17 protein-coding genes are annotated in these 21,993 nt (G+C 60.4%); 8 read left to right on the forward strand and 9 right to left on the reverse strand.

Annotation, left to right across the window (positions count from 1 at the left end; translation table 11 throughout):
* Window positions 1-25: 25 nt before the first annotated feature.
* Both FW756_RS00390 and hutH read right to left on the reverse strand, forming a co-directional pair.
* A complete protein-coding gene (locus tag FW756_RS00390; RefSeq protein WP_446428205.1) occupies window positions 26-868 on the reverse strand; it encodes an IclR family transcriptional regulator in 843 nt (280 codons plus the stop codon).
* Between the two features lie 78 nt (window positions 869-946).
* Window positions 947-2,521 carry a histidine ammonia-lyase gene (hutH, locus tag FW756_RS00395; RefSeq protein WP_446428206.1) on the reverse strand — a complete coding sequence of 525 codons (1,575 nt, stop codon included), beginning with the start codon at window positions 2,519-2,521 and terminating at the stop codon, window positions 947-949.
* A gap of 202 nt (window positions 2,522-2,723) precedes the next feature.
* Here hutH and FW756_RS00400 point away from each other — a divergent pair, with 202 nt between their 5' ends.
* The gene (locus tag FW756_RS00400; RefSeq protein WP_446428207.1) at window positions 2,724-3,683 is read left to right on the forward strand and encodes an arginase family protein; all 960 of its coding nucleotides are present in this window, start codon (window positions 2,724-2,726) and stop codon (window positions 3,681-3,683) included.
* 12 nt (window positions 3,684-3,695) lie between these two features.
* Window positions 3,696-5,150, forward strand: a complete 1,455-nt coding sequence (locus FW756_RS00405) for an amino acid permease (RefSeq protein WP_446428208.1) — start codon at window positions 3,696-3,698, stop codon at window positions 5,148-5,150.
* Between the two features lie 107 nt (window positions 5,151-5,257).
* On the opposite strand, the gene FW756_RS00410 is transcribed toward FW756_RS00405, so the two are convergent.
* The 3 genes from FW756_RS00410 to FW756_RS00420 form a co-directional block, all read right to left on the reverse strand.
* A complete protein-coding gene (locus FW756_RS00410; protein WP_446428209.1) occupies window positions 5,258-6,667 on the reverse strand; it encodes an amino acid permease in 1,410 nt (469 codons plus the stop codon).
* Window positions 6,668-6,730: 63 nt separating this feature from the next.
* A complete protein-coding gene (gene kynU, locus FW756_RS00415; protein WP_446428210.1) occupies window positions 6,731-7,996 on the reverse strand; it encodes a kynureninase in 1,266 nt (421 codons plus the stop codon).
* 65 nt (window positions 7,997-8,061) lie between these two features.
* Complete coding sequence (locus FW756_RS00420) at window positions 8,062-8,754, reverse strand: cyclase family protein (protein WP_446428211.1); 693 nt, start codon at window positions 8,752-8,754, stop codon at window positions 8,062-8,064.
* A 141-nt stretch (window positions 8,755-8,895) separates the two neighbouring features.
* Here FW756_RS00420 and FW756_RS00425 point away from each other — a divergent pair, with 141 nt between their 5' ends.
* Window positions 8,896-9,360 carry an Lrp/AsnC family transcriptional regulator gene (locus FW756_RS00425; protein WP_446428212.1) on the forward strand — a complete coding sequence of 155 codons (465 nt, stop codon included), beginning with the start codon at window positions 8,896-8,898 and terminating at the stop codon, window positions 9,358-9,360.
* 69 nt (window positions 9,361-9,429) lie between these two features.
* On the opposite strand, the gene FW756_RS00430 is transcribed toward FW756_RS00425, so the two are convergent.
* Together FW756_RS00430 and FW756_RS00435 are read right to left on the reverse strand one after the other, a co-directional pair.
* Complete coding sequence (locus tag FW756_RS00430; protein ID WP_446428213.1) at window positions 9,430-10,137, reverse strand: uracil-DNA glycosylase; 708 nt, start codon at window positions 10,135-10,137, stop codon at window positions 9,430-9,432.
* 5 nt (window positions 10,138-10,142) lie between these two features.
* Entirely contained in the window at window positions 10,143-10,964 is an 822-nt protein-coding gene (locus FW756_RS00435) for an SDR family NAD(P)-dependent oxidoreductase (RefSeq protein WP_446428214.1), read from the reverse strand.
* A 151-nt stretch (window positions 10,965-11,115) separates the two neighbouring features.
* On the opposite strand from FW756_RS00435, the gene FW756_RS00440 reads away from it, so the two are divergent.
* Both FW756_RS00440 and metX read left to right on the forward strand, forming a co-directional pair.
* Entirely contained in the window at window positions 11,116-12,435 is a 1,320-nt protein-coding gene (locus FW756_RS00440; protein WP_446428215.1) for a bifunctional o-acetylhomoserine/o-acetylserine sulfhydrylase, read from the forward strand.
* A gap of 188 nt (window positions 12,436-12,623) precedes the next feature.
* Window positions 12,624-13,835 (forward strand): homoserine O-acetyltransferase MetX, encoded by a 1,212-nt coding sequence (metX, locus tag FW756_RS00445; RefSeq protein ID WP_446428216.1) that lies wholly within the window; start codon window positions 12,624-12,626, stop codon window positions 13,833-13,835.
* A gap of 262 nt (window positions 13,836-14,097) precedes the next feature.
* On the opposite strand, the gene FW756_RS00450 is transcribed toward metX, so the two are convergent.
* Together FW756_RS00450 and FW756_RS00455 are read right to left on the reverse strand one after the other, a co-directional pair.
* Complete coding sequence (locus FW756_RS00450) at window positions 14,098-15,150, reverse strand: hemolysin family protein (protein ID WP_446428217.1); 1,053 nt, start codon at window positions 15,148-15,150, stop codon at window positions 14,098-14,100.
* Window positions 15,147-16,496: a hemolysin family protein gene (locus FW756_RS00455; protein ID WP_446428218.1), complete on the reverse strand. Its 1,350-nt coding sequence runs from the start codon at window positions 16,494-16,496 to the stop codon at window positions 15,147-15,149. Before FW756_RS00455 ends, FW756_RS00450 begins: the two co-directional genes overlap by 4 nt.
* Before the next feature lie 248 nt (window positions 16,497-16,744).
* Between FW756_RS00455 and FW756_RS00460 the strand changes: the two genes are divergently transcribed.
* From FW756_RS00460 to FW756_RS00470, 3 genes are read left to right on the forward strand one after another with little or no spacing between them, the layout of a single operon-like run.
* Window positions 16,745-20,464, forward strand: coding sequence for a multifunctional oxoglutarate decarboxylase/oxoglutarate dehydrogenase thiamine pyrophosphate-binding subunit/dihydrolipoyllysine-residue succinyltransferase subunit (locus FW756_RS00460; RefSeq protein WP_446428219.1), 3,720 nt, complete (start codon window positions 16,745-16,747; stop codon window positions 20,462-20,464).
* Entirely contained in the window at window positions 20,436-21,287 is an 852-nt protein-coding gene (locus tag FW756_RS00465) for a FadR/GntR family transcriptional regulator (protein WP_446428220.1), read from the forward strand. Before FW756_RS00460 ends, FW756_RS00465 begins: the two co-directional genes overlap by 29 nt.
* Complete coding sequence (locus FW756_RS00470) at window positions 21,284-21,991, forward strand: cache domain-containing protein (RefSeq protein ID WP_446428221.1); 708 nt, start codon at window positions 21,284-21,286, stop codon at window positions 21,989-21,991. The genes FW756_RS00465 and FW756_RS00470 overlap by 4 nt, the downstream gene beginning before the upstream one ends.
* Window positions 21,992-21,993 lie beyond the last annotated feature (2 nt).

The raw sequence follows: 21,993 nt of genomic DNA on the forward strand, positions 1-21,993 counted from the left end.
CCGCAGACGACCTCTGGGACTCTGCTTAAGAAGCCACGCGACGACCGTGGATGCGCGAGGACAGCGCCTCCGCGGTCGTTTGCACGTCTGCGGCGAGCGCGGCTACTTGCGTGTCGCTGAATCGTTGCTCGGGGAAGGTGACTGCGATCGCCGCAACCGGCCACCCACGATGGTCGAGCACGGCTGTGCCGACCGAGGCGAGCCCGTCCGTGACTGATCCACGTTCCAGTGCATACCCACGGTTCAGTGTGTCGTCAAGGACCGATCGCAGCTTGGAGTAGCGGTCGATCTGCTCAGCGGCCGCAGTGCGATGCACGAAAGCATCGCTACTCGGGTAGAGCGCTCGCACCTGAGCCTTTGACATCATTGCGAGGATCGCACGCCCGCTTGCGGTGAGGTGCATCGGCAGTCGAACGTCAACATCGGTGACGAGTGGAGGTGATCCTGCTGACCGTTCCTCAATCACGTAGAGGACGTCACGACCGTGTGGGACTGCGAGATGCCCGCTAACGCCCACTCGATCAACGAGCGCGGCGAGCAGCGGCCTACCGATACGCGTGAGCGGTTCTTGCCGCTCGTACGCTGAACTGAGCGCGACAGCGGCGATGCCGAGGCCGTAACGTCGCTCCTCAGGAAGGTGCATGACATAGCCGTGCTCCTGCAGCGTGGTGAGCAAGTGGTAGACACTCGAACGCGGGATATCGAGCTGAGCAGCAATCATGGTCGCAGCCATCGGCCCGCGTGAGGTTGCGAGCAGGCTGAGAATACGCAGAGTTTGGTCAGCAGCCGGAACCTTTGCGGCGGCAGATTCGGGCAGCGCAGGCTCTACGACCGGTCTGGTCGATGCCTGTCGGTGGTACTCGTTCATACTCTCGCTTTACTTCGGCGGTGAATGCGATGGGTGCCCTGTGAGTTAATCACAGGGCACCCATCGGTAACCAGGCAGTTACGCGAACTGTCGACCGGTGACCTGTTCTGCGGTGACACGCACCGAACCCGATGCAACGAAGTTGTATGCGGACTCGATCGTGGGCGACAGGAACGAGTCAGTGTCTGGAGCGCTGATCTCGCTGCGGAATAGTGAGTGGATCGCTCGCGTCACGGCTGCAGGCTCTCCCGAGCCCTCTGCAGCAGCGCGGAAGTCGAGTGCACGCGTTGAGGCAAGCAGCTCGATGCCAAGGACGCGGGAGAGCCCGTCGATTCCGCGACGCAACTTGCGCGCAGCGTGCCAGCCCATCGACACATGATCCTCTTGCATTGCAGACGACGGAATCGAGTCAACTGATGCGGGGACAGCGAGGCGCTTCAGTTCGGACACGATACCGGCTGCCGTGTACTGCGCAATCATGAGCCCGGAATCAAGGCCTGCGTCGGCCGCGAGGAACGGGGGCAGACCGTGGTTTCGCGCAACGTCAAGGAATCGGTCGGTGCGACGTTCGGAAATACTCGCGACATCTGCCACCGCGATCGCAAGAAAATCGAGTACGTAGGCAACCGGGGCACCGTGGAAGTTGCCGTTCGATTCCACACGACCGTCGGAAAGCACCAGGGGATTATCGATCGCTGAGCGGAGCTCAATCGATGCAACGCGTGCAGCATGCTCAGCCGTGTCGCGTGCAGCGCCATGCACCTGCGGTGAACAACGAAGCGAGTAGGCATCTTGCACACGGGTGAATTCGCCTTCAGTCGGGCGCTGCACGAGCGTTGACCCCTCAAGAACACGAAGCATGTTTGCTGCTGCTCGCCCCTGACCGGGGTGTGGTCGCAGCTCCTGCAGATCCGCCGCGAAGACAGCGTCTGTACCAGTCAATGCTTCGACGCTTGCTGCTGCTGCGATGTCGGCGGTGACGAGCAGTGACGAGAGGTCATGGAGGGCGAGACACAGCATACCGAGCATGCCGTCTGTGCCGTTGATCAGTGCGAGGCCCTCTTTCTCTGCGAGCACGAGGGGCTCGATGCCAGCTGCGGCGAGTGCCTCGGCTGCTGCAATGGGCGCGGTGTGCGGATCGCGGCTCACGCGAACCTTGCCCTCCCCCATGAGTGTGAGCGCGCAATGAGCAAGCGGGCTAAGGTCACCCGAGCAACCGAGTGACCCGTACTCATGAACGACTGGAGTAATGCCAGCGTTGAGAATTGCAGCGTATGTCTCCACCACGATCGGTCGCACACCGGTGCGACCTGAGGCAAGCGTGTTGAGGCGGAGCAGCATGAGCGCACGAACGACCTCTCGCTCTACCTCAGCGCCGGTTCCGGCCGCGTGTGAGCGAATGAGGCTGCGCTGAAGCTGCTGGCGCTTCGCTACCGGAATCTGCACCTTTGCGAGCGCTCCGAAGCCTGTGGAGATGCCATAGTGTGGGCGGCTGTCGTTGGCGAGTTCTTCGACGACCTGGCGACTTGCGGCAACGCGTACAAGTCCCGCAACCGAGATCTCAACCCGTGCATCTGCTCGGGCGACGTTGACAACGTCTGCAATGGTCAATGGGTCGGCGCCGAGGGTGACGGCTGCGGAGTGAGTGCTCATGCTCCGATTGTGAACTCGGACATGGCCTGTCGCCACACGAAACACCCGCCTTGCGTCTGGTATCCCAGACACAACCCTCAGCACGCCATAGAATGGTCGACATGAGCCACGCCCTCGCCGCACGCGTTCGTCTGGGATACCAGACCATGCCGGGCTCGGGCCCCTTGCTCAACCACAGTGCCTCGCTGCTACCGTCACAATCATGAGCAACGACGCTGCACCCCAGATGCCCCTCTCTCACGATCCTGCTTGGCCACGCACGGGCAGTTGGGCAGCCGATGAACACGAAGCTGCTGACCTCATTGTTGTCGGCATCCCCACCTCAGAGACTTCGCTTTCGCCGACAAACGCCCATACGACACCTGCCGCCATTCGGGCAGCCCTGCAGCGATACTCAAGTCATACCGTCGCGCCAGGTACGCCAAGCACACGTGGAAGCGAACACGAACTCGTTCTCGATGAGGCCCTCCATATTCTTGACGCGGGCGACGTCACTTCACCTGACACCGAAGCTGGCGAAGTCGCAGCTACTGCAGTTGTGAAAGCGCTCGCCGCACGGGCACCACTCGTGGTTGCGCTCGGTGGAGACAATGCACTCACCGTGCCAGCCGCGCTCGGTGTTGCAGGCGATCGTCTGGCAACCTCTGGTCTCATTACCCTCGATGCCCACCATGATCTTCGTGATGGCAGATCAAACGGGTCTCCCGTCCGTCGACTCGTCGAAGCAGGACTCGACCCGTCCCGAATTGTGCAAATTGGTATCGCCGATTTCGCGAACTCACGTACATATCGCGAGCGGGCCAAGCAGCTCGGCATCACCGTCATTCACCGCACCGAGCTCCTCGAACGCCCGCTCTCGGCTATCGTCGAAGAGGCTCTCAACATCGCGGGCTCGGCAGGTGGTCCAATTCACGTCGACCTCGACGTCGATGTATGTGACCGGTCAGTCGCACCCGGCTGCCCGGCCTCGATCCCTGGCGGAATCCAAGCGCACGAATTGCGCCGTATCACCCGGCTCCTCGCCGCGGATCCTCGGGTGTGTGGCATCGATATCGCTGAGGTTGATGCCACCGCCGATAGTGCAGACCAACGCACGGTACGGCTCGCTGCGCTGTGCGTCCTTGAAGCAGCAGCAGGCCTTGCCGAACGTCTCGGCAAATAAGCAGGAAGAAACATGGGTCAGACAGACATCCCGACTTCGGGAGCACACCTGCAACGCGGCCTTACGGCACGCCATATTCGTTTTATGGCGCTCGGCTCTGCGATCGGTACGGGCCTGTTTATGGGTTCGTCGAGCGCAATTCAAACCGCTGGGCCTTCCGTCCTGCTCGCTTACATCATCGGTGGCGCAGCAGTATTCATGGTGATGCGAGCCCTCGGCGAAATGGTCGTCCGCTACCCCGTATCAGGTTCATTCGGGCAGTATGCTTCACGGTACATTCACCCGTTCGCTGGGTTCCTTGTTGGGTGGAGCTTCGCGTTTGAAATGTTCCTCGTGGCCGTGTTCGACGCAACCGCGGTTGGCGTCTACATGAAGTTCTGGTTCCCAGATGTCTCACAGTGGGTCTGGGTCCTCGCGGTCATTTTCTTCCTTGCGGCAATTAACCTCGTCGGTGTCAAAGTCTTTGGCGAACTCGAGTTTTGGTTCTCGCTCCTCAAAGTGACCGCCATTGTCGTCTTTATCGTCGCAGGTATTGGCATCATTCTGTTCGGCTTCGGCACGGCAGACCACTCCACAATGGGGTTACAGAACCTCGTTGATCACGGTGGGTTCATGCCGAATGGCTTCAGTGGTTTCCTCGCCTCTTTCACGATCGTCATGTTCGCGTTCGGTGGCATTGAAATCATTGGCATTACCGCTGGTGAAGCACAGAACCCGAAACAGGTTCTCCCGAAGGCCATCAATTCTGTGCCAGTGCGTATTCTGCTGTTCTACGTGCTCACGCTTGGCGTCATCATGTGCATTCAGCCGTGGGTCGCTATCACCGGCGACACGAGCCCGTTCGTCTCCATTTTTGAGTCAATCGGTTTCCAGGCTGCCGCCGCAGTCTTCAACGTGATCCTCATCACCGCAGCACTGTCAGCGATGAATGCTGACGTCTATGGTGCCGGTCGCATGATCCACGGCCTTGCAGAGCAGGGTCACGCGCCCCGTGCATTCATGCGCACCACGCGGAATGGTGTTCCTATCATGACGGTGCTCGCAATGGTCGTTGCCCTGCTGGTTGGCGTCGTGCTCAACTATCTGTATCCCGATCAAGTGCTCTTCCTTCTCGGGGCGCTCGCAACATTTGCAACCGTGCTCGTCTGGCTGGTCATCCTCATTGCTCACATACGTATGAAGCGCGAGGTCGAACGCGAACATCGACTGCCAAGTGAATTTCCCGTGCCGCTCTGGCCCGTCGGTTCTTACCTTGCAGTCGCGTTCATTCTCTTCGTGATTGTGATGGTCGGTATCGTGCCTGAGTCACGCCCGGCACTTTGGGTTGGTCTCATTTGGATCGTGCTGCTTGCAATCTGCTACCTCCTGCTCGTGCCAGAGCGTGGCCGCAAGCCTTTCCAGCTTATCGACCAAACAGAGCGGATCGACGTGGTCGAAGCACACGACGCTGACACGACGAAAAACTAATCACACACGCGAAAGGTGCGGCCTCGAATTTGTTCGAGGCCGCACCTTTCGCGTCAGTATCGACGTTGCACGGTCACCGGAGAACACGCTTCTCCGGTGACCGGCGCTTAGTCTGTCGAAGCCGATCCGCGTGCCACCGTAATAGGTGTCGTCTTTCGGTTCTTACGGAGTACGAAGTACGCGACGACCGTGAGCGCGAGACTGCCTGCACCAAATGGCAATGTCGCCCAGAATTCCTGCGTAAAGGCAGTCGAGACCGCCACCGCAATCATCATGAGCGCTCCTACCCAGGCACCGATCCTGGTGAAGCTCATCTTGTAGTCAAGCGTCTCACCGCGCTTTGCGTAGTAGCGGCGGAATGCGATGTGCGTAATGAAGATCAGGCACCAGGTAAACATCGCGCCAAACATCGAGATCGCAAACATGAGCGTGAACGCTTGTTCGGGTACGAGAACGTAAATGATCGTGGCGACAGCAATGCCCGCCGTCGAGAGCGCAAGCGCGTTGAGCGGGCTACCATTCTTCGCGACCTTGCCGAACGCCTTCGGTGCCTCGCCAGCTCGCGCGAGCGAGAACATCATGCGAGTTGAAATGTACAGCTGACTGTTCATTGCAGAGAGGGCGGCAACGATGACGACGAAGTTGAGGATCGAGTCAGCAAACGGGATGCCGACGACTTGCATCACCGTGACGAAGGGACTCCCGCCCTCGAGAATGTCGCTCATTGGAGCAATCGACACAATGAGCGACAGGGTGAGGAAGTAGAAAATCACGAGACGGAAGATCGTCGAGCGGAACGCCTTCTTCACTGCCTTCTCAGGTTCTTTCGCTTCACCAGCTGCAACCGCGATCATTTCAATGCTCAGGTAGCTAAAGATCGCCACGATGACTGCAAACCAGGTGCCAGTGAAACCGTTTGGCATGAAGCCGCCGTCTGCGGTCCAGTTCTGGAAACCGTACTCTTCTTGCTTCCCTGCGAAGAACACGAGCCAGACACCGATAATAATGAAGGCGAGAATTGCGAACACCTTGATCGTCGAGAACCAGTACTCGAGAGTGCCGAAACTCTTCACGTTCATCGCGTTCACGAGGATGAGCGCGGCAGAGAAAATGACGACCCAGATCCACGGTGGCACTCCGGGGAACCACAGCTGCATGTACTCACCGATCGCGGTGACCTCGGTGCCCACAGCGAGCACGATACACAGCCAGTACATGTAGCGGGTGAGGAAGCCCCAGATCGGTCCAAGGTAGTACTCGGCATACGCGCCGAATGATCCCGAGGTCGGGTGCTTCACCGTCATTTCAGCAAGCACGCCCATCAGCATGAGCGCAATGAAACCGCCGATGAGGTAACTGATAATGACGCTCGGTCCGGCAAAGCCGATCGCAAATTTGCTCCCGAGGAACAGTCCGGTGCCGATCGCGCCGCCAAGCGCAATCATGCCGAGCTGCCCTGAAGTCAGGCTCTTCGTAAGCCCAACCTCACGCGTCTGAATGTCTTTAAACTCTTGCATTGTGTCTCCGTTCGTTGCCGATCCGCGCCATTGCGGTCGGACTCACAGGTGTGTTCTCGACGCCTACGTAACGGCGCCGCGGATCTGGAATTCTGGGGCACGCCACAGCTCTTCGTCGAGTACGCGGCGAAGCGTCTCAACGGCATCCCACACGTCGGCATAGCCGATGTACAGCGGGGTGATGCCAAACCGCAACACCTCGGGCTCGCGGTAGTCGCCAATAACGCCGTGCGCGATAAGCGCCTTCATGACAGCAAACCCATCGGGGTGCCGCAAGCTCACGTGACTTCCACGTTCTTTCTCGTCAAGCGGCGTCACCAGCGTCAACGGATGATTCGGGATGCGTTCCTCAACTAGCTGCATGAAGAGCGAAGTCAGCGCGAGCGACTTCTTCCGCAGCTCCGATTCGTCCACGCTCAATGCGATATCTACGCCAACTTCCATGGTTGCAAGCGAGATGATCGGCTGAGTGCCCACGAGGAACCGACGAATCCCCTGGCTCGGCTCGTAGGAAACCGACATGTCGAAGGGATTGGCGTGTCCCCACCAACCGGCAAGCGGCTGCCACGCTCGATTCACGTGGCGATCCGCCACCCAGATGAAGGCGGGTGAGCCTGGACCGCCATTGAGGTACTTGTAGGTACAACCCACCACAAAGTCGGCGTTCGCGTCATCGAGGTTAATCGGAACCGCACCAGCCGAGTGGCAGAGATCCCAGATGGAAAGGGCACCAGCGTCTTGAATCTTTCGTGTCACACGTGCCATGTCCCACAGACGACCCGAGCGATAGTTCACCTGGGTCAGCAGCACCACAGCGACATCAGCATCCAACGCAGCGTCGAGCGAATCTTCATCATCGATGAGTCGTAGCTCGTAGCCACGATCGAGGAACTTCATCAGCCCCTCAACCATGTAGAGATCTGTCGGGAAGTTCTCGCGTTCCGAGATGATCACCTTGCGCGACGGTGCGTCCTGCGCCTGAATATCGAGCGCGGCACCAACAGCCTTGAACACGTTAATGGAGGTCGTATCGGTCGCGACGCACGCGCCAGCGCTGCCGCCGAGCAGACGCGCGAGCTTGCCGCCGATACGCACCGGAAGATCGAACCAGTCATTGGTATTCCAGCTCGCGATGAGGTCGGTCCCCCACTCGCGCGAAATGACATCATTTGCGCGGGCAACAGCATCTTTCGGCAGCACGCCGAGCGAATTGCCATCAAGGTAAATAACGCCGCTTGGGAGCTCAAATTTGCTGCGGTAATGCGCAAGCGGATCTGCAGCGTCCAAAGTGACGCAATCCTGGCGGGTGATGCCGGTCGAAACGGTCATTGTTGACTCCTTCGTCTGAATGGAAAAGAAAGAACGTCTATGCGCGTATGGCACTCAGGCCAGGCCTACGTCGTGCGAAGCACCGCACGCACAGGGGCCGCATCGGCACCGGCCCATGCGATTGGTAGCGCCGCGAGATCACCGATTCCCTCAGGCACTGCGGCGAGCGCAAGCCCCTCGAGCATGACAACGCCGCCCGAGATTGCCGCGTGATGTGCAGGGAGCGCCTGGGACGTGAGCGGATCGAACGAATCAAGGTCGATGCCCAGCAGGCGCCCGCCCTGCTCAGCGAACCATGTCACGAATTCCGGGTCGATCCCAGGAGAGTCAGTGAGCCACGCGCTTCCGGGTGCGGATCGATGCCGCAGGAGGATGCGTTCGATCCCACCTACGCTTGCAGCATCATCTTGGCGCGTTGCTGCGCTCGCCGCAGGGAGCGTCGCGATCCGCGCTCTGATTGCCGATGCTGGCGCTGGCGCGTGCGGGGACAGCGTCCGGTCGATGAGGTCTGTAACGTCGACGAGTAGGCAAGCGCCAATGCACGCGTCGAGCGGAATCGAGTCGATGGTGGGTCCGCCATCAATCACGTGGGCGGGTGCATCGATGTGTGACCCGATGTGCGCGCTGGTGGTCATCGTTGCCACGTTGACTGATGAGCCATCGGCGATGCGCCAACGCTGCACCTGCGTGAAGTCCTGGTCGCCTGGCCAATGTGGGGTCTCAGGGGTCACCATTGGACTGAGATCGTAGAGCGGCACCGAATTCCCTTCGTCGCGATTCGAGTAGGTGCGCCTAGTTTGCCACTATGTCCGAGTAAGTTCTGGATCTTTCGGATGAGTTCCGAGAAACTGTTCAATAGTCGTAAATGTTTCAGCATCTTGCGAGATTTAGGAGCCATTTTGAGTTCAGTTCACCTCACCGACATCGATCGCAAGATCGTCACCGCGCTCGCCCGCCACGGACGGCTCCCCTACAAGGAGCTTGCGACGCAAGTGGGGATCCCCACATCTACTTGCCATGGCCGCGTGCAGGCGCTTGAGGAGCGCGGCGTGATCCGCGGGTATCAGGCCGATATCGATGCCGAAGCGCTCGGGCAAGCGGTGAGCGCGCTCATCCTCGTCGCCGTGCGTGCCGACCAGCGGGATCAGGTGCCGGTGCTCGCAGAGGAATTGCGGTCAGTCCCTGGCGTGCAGCAGGTGTTCCTCATCGGCGGCGAGAAGGACCTCGTCCTGCACGTCGCGTGCGAAAGCGTCTCGGCCCTGCGCATGCTGATCGCCGAGCATCTCAGCAACCGCCCTGCGCTCGCACAAACGCAAACCCAAATCGTCTTTGAACACCTGTCTGGGCTGCAGCCGGTTCCCTAAGCAGCACCGCTCAGCACCACCCCTCGGCAGTACCGCTCAGCACCACCGGCGCGGCCGGGCCCGTGCTCGCTAGTCCCAGAGTGTCGCCTGCGGAACCCGCCAATCAACTGGCGCACTCCCCTGCGCAATCAACGCATCGTTCACGCGACTAAAAGGCCGCGAGCCAAAGAATCCACGAGATGCAGACAGCGGTGACGGGTGCGCGCTCTCGATGCAGTGCACACCGTCGAGCATCGGAGCGAGCTTCCGGGCGTCTGCGCCCCAGAGCACGGCGACGAGCGGTCCGCCACGTGCGGCAAGGGCGCGGATCGCGGCCTCCGTCACGGCTTCCCAGCCATGCCCGCGGTGCGACCCAGCTTCGCCAGCACGCACCGTGAGCACCCGGTTCAGGAGCAGCACCCCCTGATCGACCCACGCCGTCAGGTTGCCGTGATCCGCCGGGGCAATCTCAAGGTCTGCTGCGAGCTCACGGTAGATGTTCGCAAGGCTCCGCGGCAGCGGGCGCACATCCTCCGCTGTCGAAAAAGAAAAGCCAATGGCGTGGCCAGGAGTCGGGTAGGGATCCTGCCCGACGATGAGCACTCGCACGTCAGCAAGGGGGTGCTCAAACGCAGCGAGGATCCGCGTCTCGTCTGGCAAGACGACAACGCCGGCTGCACGCTCGGCAACTTGGAACTCGAGCGCAGCAGTCAGCTCGGCTTCAACCGGGGCCAGCGCAACACCCCAATCAGCAGCCATGCGGCCGCTACGAACCAGATCAGCGATCGTTGTCGGCACCTGGCTCACTCTGCCTCACGCGCGGCAAGCGAACCGCGATGCGTGTGAAAGACGCTTGACTGCGCTACCGGGCGGATCACAATGAGGTCCTGGTTGACGTGCGGCGGCTGCTCGAACGCATGCACAATCACCTTGGCAACGTCCTCCGGTTGCAGCGGAGTCACATCAGCGTAGGGCTTCTCAGCTGCAACAGCGTCACCGCGCAACCGGTTGAGAGTGAATTCTTCGGTGTGCACGAGCCCAGGCGCAAGTTCCATAACCCGGATTGGCTCACCAGCGAGCTCCAATCGCAGCACCTCAGTGACGGCGTGCGCTGCATACTTTGCGGCGTTATACCCACCGCCACCCGGATATGCACTGTGACCGGCCGTTGAGGTGAGATTCAAGATTGCAGCCCAACCATGCCCGGCATCGATGCCAGTAACCGCGGTGCCTGCGCCAGAGGCCGCCTCCTGCGTTGCAGCTCGCAAGATGGGCAGCATCGCGGCGGTCACCGTCCGCAAACCAATGACGTTCACCTCAAACATTGCGCGCCAATCATCGTTTGATGCGTCTTCCACGCGTTCGGTCCCGAGAGCGCCACCAGCGTTGTTTACCAGCGCATCCGCGCCACCGGTACGTGCAACTTCCGCAGCCATGGCGGCAACCTGCGCTTCATCAGTCACATCACACACGATGACATGCGCACCAGTTTCAGCAGCAAGTGCAGCAAGGCGATCCGCACGACGCGCAACCGCAACGGTCTCCCACCCTGATTCGGCAAACTGGCGCACGGTTGCAGCGCCAATTCCTGAACTCGCCCCAGTCACAACAACACGCCTGCGCATGGCTCCTCCATTCGTGCGATCCGCACCCGGTTGGGATTGTGGGTCAAGGTTACACTTCGTGTCGCGAGAGATTGCCACTGGTATCGATAACCTCTTAATGTCTAATCAGACCTACCACCCACACTTCTTTTCAACTATCGGGGGATCCAACATGACTGAACAGACCGCCTGGAGCTTTGAGACCAAGCAGATTCACGCCGGTCAGCAGCCCGACCCAACGACGGGTTCGCGCGCGCTCCCGATCCATCAGACGACCGCGTTCGTCTTCGACAGCACCGAACAGGCAGCGAACCGCTTTGCACTCGCCGAGTTCGGTCCGATCTACACCCGTATCACCAACCCGACTCAGGACGTCGCAGAGCAGCGCCTCGCGGCTCTTGAAGGCGGCACTGCGGCACTCCTGCTGTCGAGCGGCCAGGCAGCATCGACCTTCGCGGTTCTGAACATCGCAAGCTCGGGCGACCACATTGTCTCGTCAGCTTCGATCTACGGCGGCACCTACAACCTCTTCAAGTACACCCTCGGAAAGCTCGGCATCGAGGTCACCTTTGTTGAGAACCAGGATGACCCCGCAGAGTGGCAGCGCGCTGTTCGCCCGAACACCAAGCTGTTCTTCGCTGAGTCGATCGCAAACCCGCGTACCAAGGTGCTCGACATTCGTACCGTCGCAGATGTTGCGCACGAGAACAGCGTCCCGCTCATTGTCGACAACACCGTCGCGAGCCCCTTCCTCGTTCGCCCGATCGAGCACGGCGCAGACATCGTGGTGCACTCGGTAACCAAGTTCCTTGGTGGTCACGGCACCACCCTCGGCGGCGCGATCATCGATGGCGGCAAGTTCCCCTGGTCGCAGCACGTTGACCGCTTCCCCGACCTCACCGAGCCCGACGCTTCATACAACGGTGTGAGCTACACGGGAGCAGTCGGTGACGGCATCGCGTACATCATCAAGGCACGCGTGCAGCTGCTTCGCGACCTCGGCTCGGCGATTGCGCCACTCAGCGCATGGCAGCTGCTGCAGGGCGTTGAGACCCTGTCACTCCGCATGGAGCGTCACACGCAGAACGCGCAGGACACCGCGGAGTGGCTCGACACCCACGCAGACGTTGCAACCGTCTACTACGCGGGTCTCCCGACCGACCCGAGCTACGCGGCCGCAAACACCTACGCACCCAAGGGTGTCGGTGCTGTGCTCTCGTTCGAGCTCAAGGGCGGCGTTGACGCTGGCAAGGCGTTCGTGAACTCGCTCGATCTGTTTAGCCACGTCGCAAACATCGGCGATGTGCGCTCACTCGTCATTCACCCTGCGTCGACGACCCACTCGCAGCTCACCCCTGAGCAGCAGCTCACCGGTGGCGTGACGCCCGGCCTGATCCGCCTCTCGGTCGGTCTCGAGCACATCGACGACATCAAGGCAGATCTCGAGAAGGGCTTCGCAGCGGCACGCGCAGTCGTCGCAAGCAACGCGTAGTCTCGAGCTCCGCTCAAGGACAGCTCATCGCTGTCACACACGACGGTGCGGGCAATGCTGGAGAACCTCCCGGTTCGTAAGCATTGCCCGCACCGTCGTTTTGCGTAGTGGGGCGGATCCGCACCCACCACCATCGCCGGTTTCGTAACAATGCCGCACGGCTCTCAGAACCAGGCCACAATGGAACTATGGATTGGCAGACGCCCGAGGATTCATTTCCCACCGATTTCATCACCGACGCACAGTTGCGCGCGCTCATGGGCCGGCCGCCGATCTCTGGCGGATGGCGTGATGGCGATCCCGTTGGGGACCGAAAGTTCCTCAACATCGGCTCACTCGACACGGAGGCAGGCGAACACCTCCCTCACGTACGTATCGCCTACGAGACCTTCGGCGAGCTCAACGACACCGGCGACAATGCGATCCTCGTCTTCCATGCGCTGACAGGCGACAGCCACCTGGTCGGCCCGGCAAGCGCAGGTCACGCGACCAGCGGCTGGTGGGAAGAGATCGTCGGCCCGGGCAAGCACCTCGACACGGACAAGTACTGCATCATTGCACCCAACGTGCTCGGCGGGTGCCAAGGATCGACAGGGCCAGGATCGCTCGCTCCAGACAACCGCGAGTGGGGCGGACGCTTCCCCTACCTCACCATCCGTGACCAGGTGCAGGCAGCAGCCCGCTTTACAGAGGCGCTCGGAGTCTCACGATTCACGGCAGTGATTGGCGGATCGATGGGCGGCATGCACGCCCTCGAGTGGGCAATCATGTACCCGGAACGCACCGATCGACTCGCGGTCATCGCTTCCCCTCCGGTCACCACCGCGGATCAGATCGGCCTGAACCTCGTGCAGCTGGAAGCCATCCGTTCCGACCCTGCCTACCGTGGCGGCAACTACTACGACGCCCCAGACGGGATTGGCCCGCACCACGGCCTCGCGACCGCTCGTCGCCTCGCCCTCCTCAACTATCGAAGCAATCGTGAACTCGATGAGCGATTCGGTCGCTCATGGCAGTCTGCCGTCAGCCCACTCGGCAAAGGAGGCCGCTTCGCTGTGGAGTCGTACCTCGACTTCCATGGCAACAAGTTCACCCGCCGTTTCGACGCCAACAGCTACGTCACACTCGTCCAAGCGATGAGTTCTCACGACGTCGGCCGCGGGCGCGGTGGCGTGCGCGCGGCACTCACGACCGTCACAATGCCGACACTCATCATCGGAATTCCCAGTGACCGCCTGTTCACACTCGACGGTCAAGACGAGATTGCGCTGCACGTACCGGGTTCACTCGATGGCGATCAAGCGGTCCGGCTTGACTCACCATTTGGCCACGATGCTTTCTTGATCGAGTTTGATTTCGTTGGTGCGCAGCTCACTCGACTTCTCGAGACCGCGCTCTAGCTGGCTCTGGGCCACAGCTGGCTCTGGGCCATAGCTGACTCTGGGCCACAGCTCACACCGGGCCACCGCTCACTCAGGGCCACAGCTCACACCCGCGAGACTGGGCCCTTTTGCCGAAAACGTGCGTTTCATGCGCAAGAAAGGGCCTGTTTCGCAGGAAACAGGCCCTTTCGCGGGGTCAGGGCCCTTTCGCGGGGTCGGGGCCCTTTCGCGGGGTCCGGGCACCTTCACGGGGAGACCTTCAAGCCCACCGAGCTTCGGGCTAGGCGTCGTACTTCTGACGTCGCGTTGCGTCGTGAACCTCGCCGACGAGTTCCTCGATCACATCTTCGAGGAAGACGATACCGAGATCTGCCGCGGTCGCGTCATCGATTACGCGGGCCACGTGGATGCCGCTCTCTTGCATCTGGGCGAGCAGATCTTCAAGATCCATCGAGGCCGGCACGCGCATCATGTCGCGGATCCGCTTTGCCGGAATTGGATCGTGAATACGCGATTCTTGGATACGAACGAGGTCCTTGATGTGCACGTATCCGTGTAGCGTACCGTGATCGTCCGCGATGGGATACCGCGAGAAGCCTTGCTTCACGACCGCGGCTTCAACGTCTGCCGGCGTTGCATCCATACGCAGAGTGACCAGCTTGTCGCGCGGGACAAGCACATCACCCGCATGCTTTGCAGTGAACTCAAACGCCGCTGTGAGGGCACCGCTGCGGTCCTCAAGCACACCTTCGCGGGTGGAGTGGCTGACGATACTCGCCACTTCTTCAAGTGTGAACGTGCTGTTGGTTTCGGACTTCGGTTCAACACGGAACAGGCGCAGCACGCCGTTCGCAATCGCGTTCAGGCCAGCGATGAGCGGCTTGAACACCTTCGAGACCAACACGAGCGGGGGCGCAAGAAGGAGCACCGCGCGATCGGGTACCGAGAACGCAGCGTTCTTCGGCACCATCTCGCCGAGCACGACGTGCAGGTACGACACGAGCGTGAGCGTGAGCACAAACGCAACGATGTTCACCGCTGCTACTGACATCCCTGTCCAGGCGAGAGGCCCCTGCAACAGATGGTGGATCGCAGGTTCTGACACGTTCAGAATGAGAAGCGAGCAGACGGTAATGCCAAGCTGACTCGTTGCGAGCATGAGCGTTGCATGTTCCATTGCATACAGCGCGGTCGCTGCCCGCTTTGAGCCAGCCTCGGCCTTTGGCTCAATCTGAGAGCGGCGAGCTGAGATCACTGCGAACTCCGCAGCGACAAAGAACGCGTTCGCGGCGAGCAGCACAACGAGCCACATGATTCCGGCCCAGTCACTCATCGACGCTCCTCCTCTCGCTCAGCAACAAGCTCTTCTTCATATTCCTTTGGCAGCGGAGCTGCGATGTAACGCAGCCGCGCAATGCGGTGGCCATCCATGCGTTCGACACGGAGCGTGGCACCGCTCGGCAGTTCAACCTCGGCCCCGGCTTCGGGGATCCGCCCCAGCTCTTGCAGCACCCACCCTGCTGCGGTGTCGTACTCACCGTCGTCAGGGATCTCTATGCCGGTTTGCGCAAGCACCTCATCAGGACGCAAATCAGCAGGGAAGGTCATCTCCTCTGCGGATCCGACGACTCCCGCAGAAGCACGGTCATGTTCGTCAGCGACTTCGCCAATGATCTCTTCGACGAGGTCCTCCAGCGTCACGAGCCCAGCCGTACCGCCATATTCGTCAACAACGATCGCGGTTTGGTAGCCCTGCTCACGAAGCTCACCAAGCAGTTGGTCGAGGCGCATCGTTTCTGGCACACGCAATTCGTCTTCAGCTAGTGCGGCAACCGGCACATCTGCGCGCTTTTCGCGCGGCACTGCAACCGCCTGCTTCACGTGCACGATTCCGACGACGTCGTCGCGATCTTCATCGATGACGGGGAAGCGTGAGAAGCCAGTGCGCCCAGAGAGTTCAAGCACTGCACTCGCAGGCTCAAGACGCTGAATGCTTTCCATTTTCAGTCGTGGCGTCATCACGTCTGCCGCGGTCAGCTCGGAGAACCTCAGGGTGCGATCCAGCAGTGTGGCAGTATCAGCCTCAAGCAGGCCTGCACTCGCAGAGTGACGCACGAGTGAAGACAGCTCTTCGGCACTGCGACTCCCGCTCAGCTCTTCAACTGGCTCAATGCCGACCGATCGCAACAGCGCATTCGCGCTGCCATTCAAGACAGCGATGGCTGGCTTGAAGACTGCAGTAAACGCGCTTTGCAACGGCACAACGAGACGTGCAGTCGCGAGTGGCATCGCAATCGCAAAGTTCTTGGGAACGAGTTCACCGATGATCATCGAGAACACCGTCGCAAACGCCACCGAAATCGGCACCGTAATCACGCCCTGGAACGACGCAGAGACACCAAGCGCCGTCAAAGGAGCCTGGAGCAACGTACTCACTGCTGGCTCAAGCGTGTACCCAGCAAGCAGCGTGGTCAGCGTAATACCGAGCTGCGCTGCAGAGAGATTTGTTGAGGTGTGCGAGAGCGCACGAATGACTCTGTCTAGACCGGTCTCACCTGCGTCACGCCGACGTTCAAGGTCATGACGGTCGAGCCCGACCATCGCGAACTCGGCTGCGACAAATACGCCTGTGCCGAGGGTGAGGAGAATTCCGACGAAAAGGAGCCACCACTCGTTCATCGCCACCCCCAGTGGGGGAACTGGTGCCGCGCAAATGCACGGCTACTACTCGGGGGGTCTGACGATCTTCGAGGGCCTGCGTCCATGATTCCCCTAACAATACCAGTCAGAACCTGAAGATAGATGGGTGTTTCCAAACTTTTTCCGCCCCAAAACCCCGTAGGCTAGAGACGCGAAGGAGCGCCGTAGCTCCTTCTGTGGCATCAAAGACGCACCCTATGCGGGGCGTGACATGAGAGGAAGTAGCTGTGGCGGATCGCACTGGCACTACTGATCACGACGGGTCCGCCGAGGACTTCGGCGCAAACGCTTGGCTTGTTGATGAGATGTACAAGAAGTTCATCGTCGACAAGCATTCCGTTGATGCATCGTGGTGGCCCGTCCTTGAAGCGCTCAACTCCGAAGCCACGCAGGCAACCGGATCCCCCGCGACCCCGGCCGCGCCAGTCACTCCTGCCACAGTGACTCCCCCGGCAACAACGCCGATCCCAACGCAGCAGGCGACGCCAGCTCGTACGACGAACACCGCCCCTCGCCTCACCCCAATCCCGGCTGACGCACCCCATCGCGGCGCAGTCCAGGCGACACCTGCAGACCCAGCTGAGGAGTCAGCACCTTCGACGACTCCGTTGCGCGGCATGGCCCGCACACTCGCGAAGAACATGGACCAGAGCCTTTCTGTACCCACAGCAACAAGTGTGCGCACGGTTCCAGCGAAGCTGCTTATCGACAACCGCATCGTGATTAACAACCACATGCGCCGAAGCCGCGGCGGCAAGGTCTCGTTCACACACCTCATCGGCTGGGCAATCATCCAGTCACTCAAGAACTTCCCTGCGCAGAACGTTGCGTATGGTGAGGTCGACGGCAAGCCTGCAGTCATCTCCCCCGCCCATATCGGTCTTGGTATCGCCATCGATGTGCCACAGGCAAACGGCGACCGCGCACTGCTCGTTCCCTCCATCAAACGTGCTGAGACGCTCACGTTCAACGCTTTCCTCGACGCGTACGAAGACCTCGTGCAGCGCGCCCGTGGTGGCAAACTCGGCGCAGCTGACTTCCAGGGCACCACCATCTCGCTCACGAACCCTGGCGGCATCGGCACGGTCCATTCCGTGCCGCGACTCATGCCTGGCCAAGGCAGCATCATCGGCGCAGGTGCACTCGAGTACCCTGCCGAGTTCCAAGGCTCCTCACCTGAGATCCTCAACAATCTCGGTATTGGCAAGACGATCACCCTGACCAGTACTTACGACCACCGAGTCATCCAGGGCGCTGGGTCAGGCGAGTTCTTGAAGCTCATCCACGAGCGTCTGACTGGCGGGCACGAGTTCTACGAAGAGATCTTTGCTGCACTCCGCATCCCCTACAAGCCTGTGCAGTGGGGCCAAGACATCCACGTCGACATTTCCGGCGCCGTCGACAAGTCCGCCCGCGTGCAGGAGCTCATTAACTCGTTCCGCGTTCGCGGCCACCTTATGGCTGACACCGATCCGCTTGAGTATGTGCAGCGCACCCACCCCGACCTTGAAATTGAGTCCCATGGCCTGACGTTCTGGGATCTCGATCGAGAGTTCGTCACAGGTGGCATCGGCGGCAAGCGGTCAATGAAGCTTCGCGACATTCTGGGCGTGCTGCGTGACTCGTACTGCCGCAAGATCGGTGTCGAGTACATGCACATTCAAGATCCTGCGCAGCGCTTGTGGATCCGCGAACAGCTCGAGGTCCCGTACGCGAAGCCAGATCGCGATGAGCAGATGCGCATCCTTGAGAAGCTCAATGAGGCTGAGGCCTTTGAAACCTTCTTGCAGACGAAGTATGTCGGGCAGAAGCGATTCAGCCTTGAGGGCGGCGAGTCGGTTATTCCGTTCCTCGACGCAATGCTGATCGATGCAGCAGAAGACGGCGTTGACAGTGTCGATATCGGCATGGCACACCGCGGCCGTTTGAACGTGCTCTCGAACATTGCGGGCAAGACCTACGGTCAGATCTTCCGCGAGTTCGAAGGCGCGCAGGCATCAACTGGTTCAGGTGACGTCAAGTACCACCTCGGCACAACCGGTGTCTTCACCGCGCCAAACGGCACCCAGGTCCCGATTCACCTCGCAGCAAACCCGTCACACCTTGAGACCGTCAATGGTGTGCTTGAGGGCATCGTGCGTGCGAAGCAAGACCTGAAGCCCATCGGCTCGTTTACGACGCTTCCCATTCTTATTCATGGTGACGCCGCAATGGCGGGCCAGGGTGTGGTCTACGAAACTCTGCAGATGTCGCAGCTGCGCGGGTACCGCACCGGTGGCACGATCCACATCATCATCAACAACCAGGTCGGTTTCACCACGTTGCCGAGCGATTCTCGTTCCGCAGTGTACGCGTCAGACGTTGGCAAGGTTGTGCAGTCGCCAATCTTCCATGTGAACGGCGACGACCCTGAGTCGGTTGTCCGAGTGGCTCGACTCGCTTACGAGTTCCGTCAGCGGTTCCACGTTGACGTCATCATCGACCTCATTTGCTACCGCCGACGCGGCCACAACGAGGGCGATGACCCGTCGATGACGCAGCCACTCATGACCGACCTCATTGAGGCGAAGCGCTCGACCCGTCGGTTGTACACCGCTGGCCTGGTTGGCCGAGGTGACATCACCGAAGAAGAGTACGAAAAGGCAAAGCAGGACTTCCAGAGTCGGCTTGAGCTCGCGTTTATGGAAACGCACGCAGCGCAGACCGGCTCAATCCCGATCATTGAGACGATCGTTCCCGAGACGAACCTCACGCCTGAGCCTGTCACTCCCCCGGTCGTTCTCGACACGGCCGTTGATCGTTCCGTCATTGAGCGAATCGGTGACGCACATATCAACCCGCCGCAGGGCTTCACGGTACACAAGAAGCTTCAGCGCCTGTTGACGAAGCGCCACGAGATGAGTCGCGCGGGCGGTATCGACTGGGGCTTCGGCGAGCTGCTTGCACTAGGTTCTTTGCTCATCGAAGGCACGCCGGTGCGATTTGCTGGTCAAGATGCACGTCGCGGCACCTTCGCCCAGCGTCATGCGGTCTTCCATGACCGCGCGAATGGCCAGGAGTGGATCCCCCTGCTCAACCTCGCAGAAGAACAGGCACGCTTCTGGATCTACGACTCGCTGCTCTCTGAATATGCCGCACTCGCGTACGAGTACGGGTACTCGCTGCAGCGTGAAGATGCGCTCGTCGTGTGGGAGGCACAGTTCGGTGACTTCGTCAACGGTGCGCAGTCCGTTGTCGATGAGTTCATCTCGTCTGCAGAGCAGAAGTGGGGTCAGCGTTCCTCAGTAGTGATGCTGCTTCCGCATGGTTTCGAAGGCCAGGGCCCTGACCACTCGTCAGGTCGCATCGAACGTTTCCTCCAGCTCTGCGCTGAGGACAACATGACCGTGTGCCATCCGTCGACGCCGGCAAACTACTTCCACCTGTTGCGTCGTCAGGCATACGCACGTCCCCGCAAGCCGCTCGTCGTCTTCACACCGAAGTCAATGCTTCGCCTGCGGAACGCAACATCGAGCGTCGAAGACTTCACCTCTGGCGCTTTCCAGCCGGTGATTGACGATGCGCGGATCACCGACCCCGCAGCGGTCGAACGCGTGATCCTCACTTCTGGCAAGATCACCTACGATATTCTCGGCGAGCTTGAGAAGCATCCGGATTCGCGGATTGCGGTGGTTCGCCTTGAGCAGTTCTTCCCCATTCCTGGCGACGAGCTGTCACAGGTACTCGCGAAGTACCCGAACGCCGAACTCGTGTGGGTACAGGATGAGCCGCAGAACCAGGGCGCATGGCCGTTTATCTCGCAATGGTACCCGCGGTACATCAGCGATAACCGTTCCTTCTCGGTAGTTTCCCGTCGCGCTTCGGCTGCACCGTCAACCGGCTCTGCGAAGATCCACGCCCTTGAACAGGCGCAGATCATTGAGCAGGCAACGCTCTTCGAGGACTGATTCGCTCTTGAACGCTTGGGGCCTTCCGTCGCTCGGTCACTCACCGGCAACGCTCGACGCTGACTCGCAGTCGTCGAGCGTTGCCGGTGTGGCACAAAGCATTTCGTCGGCTATTTCGATGGGCATGCTCAGCGTTGGAGAACGGTTACCACCTGAGATTGATCTCGCTCATCAGTTCGGGATTGCCGTGGCGACCCTGCGCAAGGCACTCGCACAGCTACGCGAACAGGGCGTTGTCGAAACACGGCGCGGGCGCAGTGGCGGCACCTTCATCGTACAAACGCCCTTCCCGAAGCCAGAAGAGCTGTGTGCATCGCTCGTACAGACAAGCGTCATCGCGCTCCGCGACTTCTTTGACGAACATGCTGCAGTCTCAGGGATGGCCGCACGGCTCGCCGCAGAGCGCACCCAGCTCGGACAACGCACACGCCTCGCAGAGTTTGCGTTCCAAGCACGGGATGCTCGAACCATGCGGGATCGGGCGATGGCCGATAGCAGGTTCCATTTCGAGATAGCCGTCCTCAGCCAGTCTGCTCGCTTGCTCGCTTCAGAGCAGCGACTACAGTCTGAGCTCTCGCCGTTCCTCTGGTGCGACGAGGTCTGCAGCGCTTCAACTCATTTGGCGTTCACTGAGCACCTCGCAATGGTGATGGCCATTGAACAGCGCGATGCGCACACGGCAGAGCGTCTCGCTATCGAGCACGTGCACGGCAATATGCGTCTGATTATCAACGGAAAACTCGCGCTCAACCGTAAGCAACTCGACGTTGGGGAGCCAGACACCCCGCCCTCGCACAGCACCGGCACGAAGGGGACGCAATGACCAACCCATCGCGCACACAGGGAACCGTCGACGCAGTCAACGAGTGGTTCACTGAGCGATTCTCGCGGCTGACAGAGCTGTCTGCACAGTTCCTCGCAAGAATCGAGTTGAACTCCAACGGTCAGATTGAGGTCGCTGCGAGCACACAGCGCCAGCTCCGCCAGATTGCTGAGCAGTATCTCGAAGACAACCTCGCTGTTGACGGTTGCGGTCTCATCTTCTCGCGCTCGACGATGGGCACAGAAAACGGGCACCTCGAATGGTGGGTCCGCGAGGACGAACAGCGATTTGCTCGCTATTCGTTCGGTGTTGTTCCCGGGGGCGACCGATACTACGACTACGAACACCACGAGTGGTTCATTCGGGCATTCCACGAGGATGTTCCAGTGTTTGTTGGACCGTACCTGGACTACCTTGGCGTCGAGGCATACGTCACCACGCTGACCGTCCCCGCAACTCTCGACGGCACCCGCATTGGCGTCATCGGCAACGATATTCAACTCGCTGACCTTGAGAAGAGCATGCTTCCGTTGTTACTCGGTTGCCCTGCTGACGCAATTCTTATCGGCACGCACAACAACGTGCTCATCAGCAATTCGGCGAGCTACCTGCCAGGTGAGCAAGTTCCTTCCGATCTCACAGGGTTCCGTCGCATTGCAGTGGAACCGCCGAGTATCGGACTCGAGCTTTTGATCGCCGAATAACT

The organism is Leucobacter sp. 1207-22 (assembly GCF_052850455.1).

Excerpts from the sequence above, each read along its gene's own strand:
- FW756_RS00390 (WP_446428205.1), bottom strand. The coding sequence starts at position 868 with ATGAACGAGTACCACCGACAGGCATCGACCAGACCGGTCGTAGAGCCT.
- hutH (WP_446428206.1), bottom strand. The coding sequence starts at position 2,521 with ATGAGCACTCACTCCGCAGCCGTCACCCTCGGCGCCGACCCATTGACC.
- FW756_RS00400 (WP_446428207.1), top strand. The coding sequence starts at position 2,724 with ATGAGCAACGACGCTGCACCCCAGATGCCCCTCTCTCACGATCCTGCT.
- FW756_RS00405 (WP_446428208.1), top strand. The coding sequence starts at position 3,696 with ATGGGTCAGACAGACATCCCGACTTCGGGAGCACACCTGCAACGCGGC.
- FW756_RS00410 (WP_446428209.1), bottom strand. The coding sequence starts at position 6,667 with ATGCAAGAGTTTAAAGACATTCAGACGCGTGAGGTTGGGCTTACGAAG.
- kynU (WP_446428210.1), bottom strand. The coding sequence starts at position 7,996 with ATGACCGTTTCGACCGGCATCACCCGCCAGGATTGCGTCACTTTGGAC.
- FW756_RS00435 (WP_446428214.1), bottom strand. The coding sequence starts at position 10,964 with ATGCGCAGGCGTGTTGTTGTGACTGGGGCGAGTTCAGGAATTGGCGCT.
- FW756_RS00440 (WP_446428215.1), top strand. The coding sequence starts at position 11,116 with ATGACTGAACAGACCGCCTGGAGCTTTGAGACCAAGCAGATTCACGCC.
- metX (WP_446428216.1), top strand. The coding sequence starts at position 12,624 with ATGGATTGGCAGACGCCCGAGGATTCATTTCCCACCGATTTCATCACC.
- FW756_RS00450 (WP_446428217.1), bottom strand. The coding sequence starts at position 15,150 with ATGAGTGACTGGGCCGGAATCATGTGGCTCGTTGTGCTGCTCGCCGCG.
- FW756_RS00455 (WP_446428218.1), bottom strand. The coding sequence starts at position 16,496 with ATGAACGAGTGGTGGCTCCTTTTCGTCGGAATTCTCCTCACCCTCGGC.
- FW756_RS00470 (WP_446428221.1), top strand. The coding sequence starts at position 21,284 with ATGACCAACCCATCGCGCACACAGGGAACCGTCGACGCAGTCAACGAG.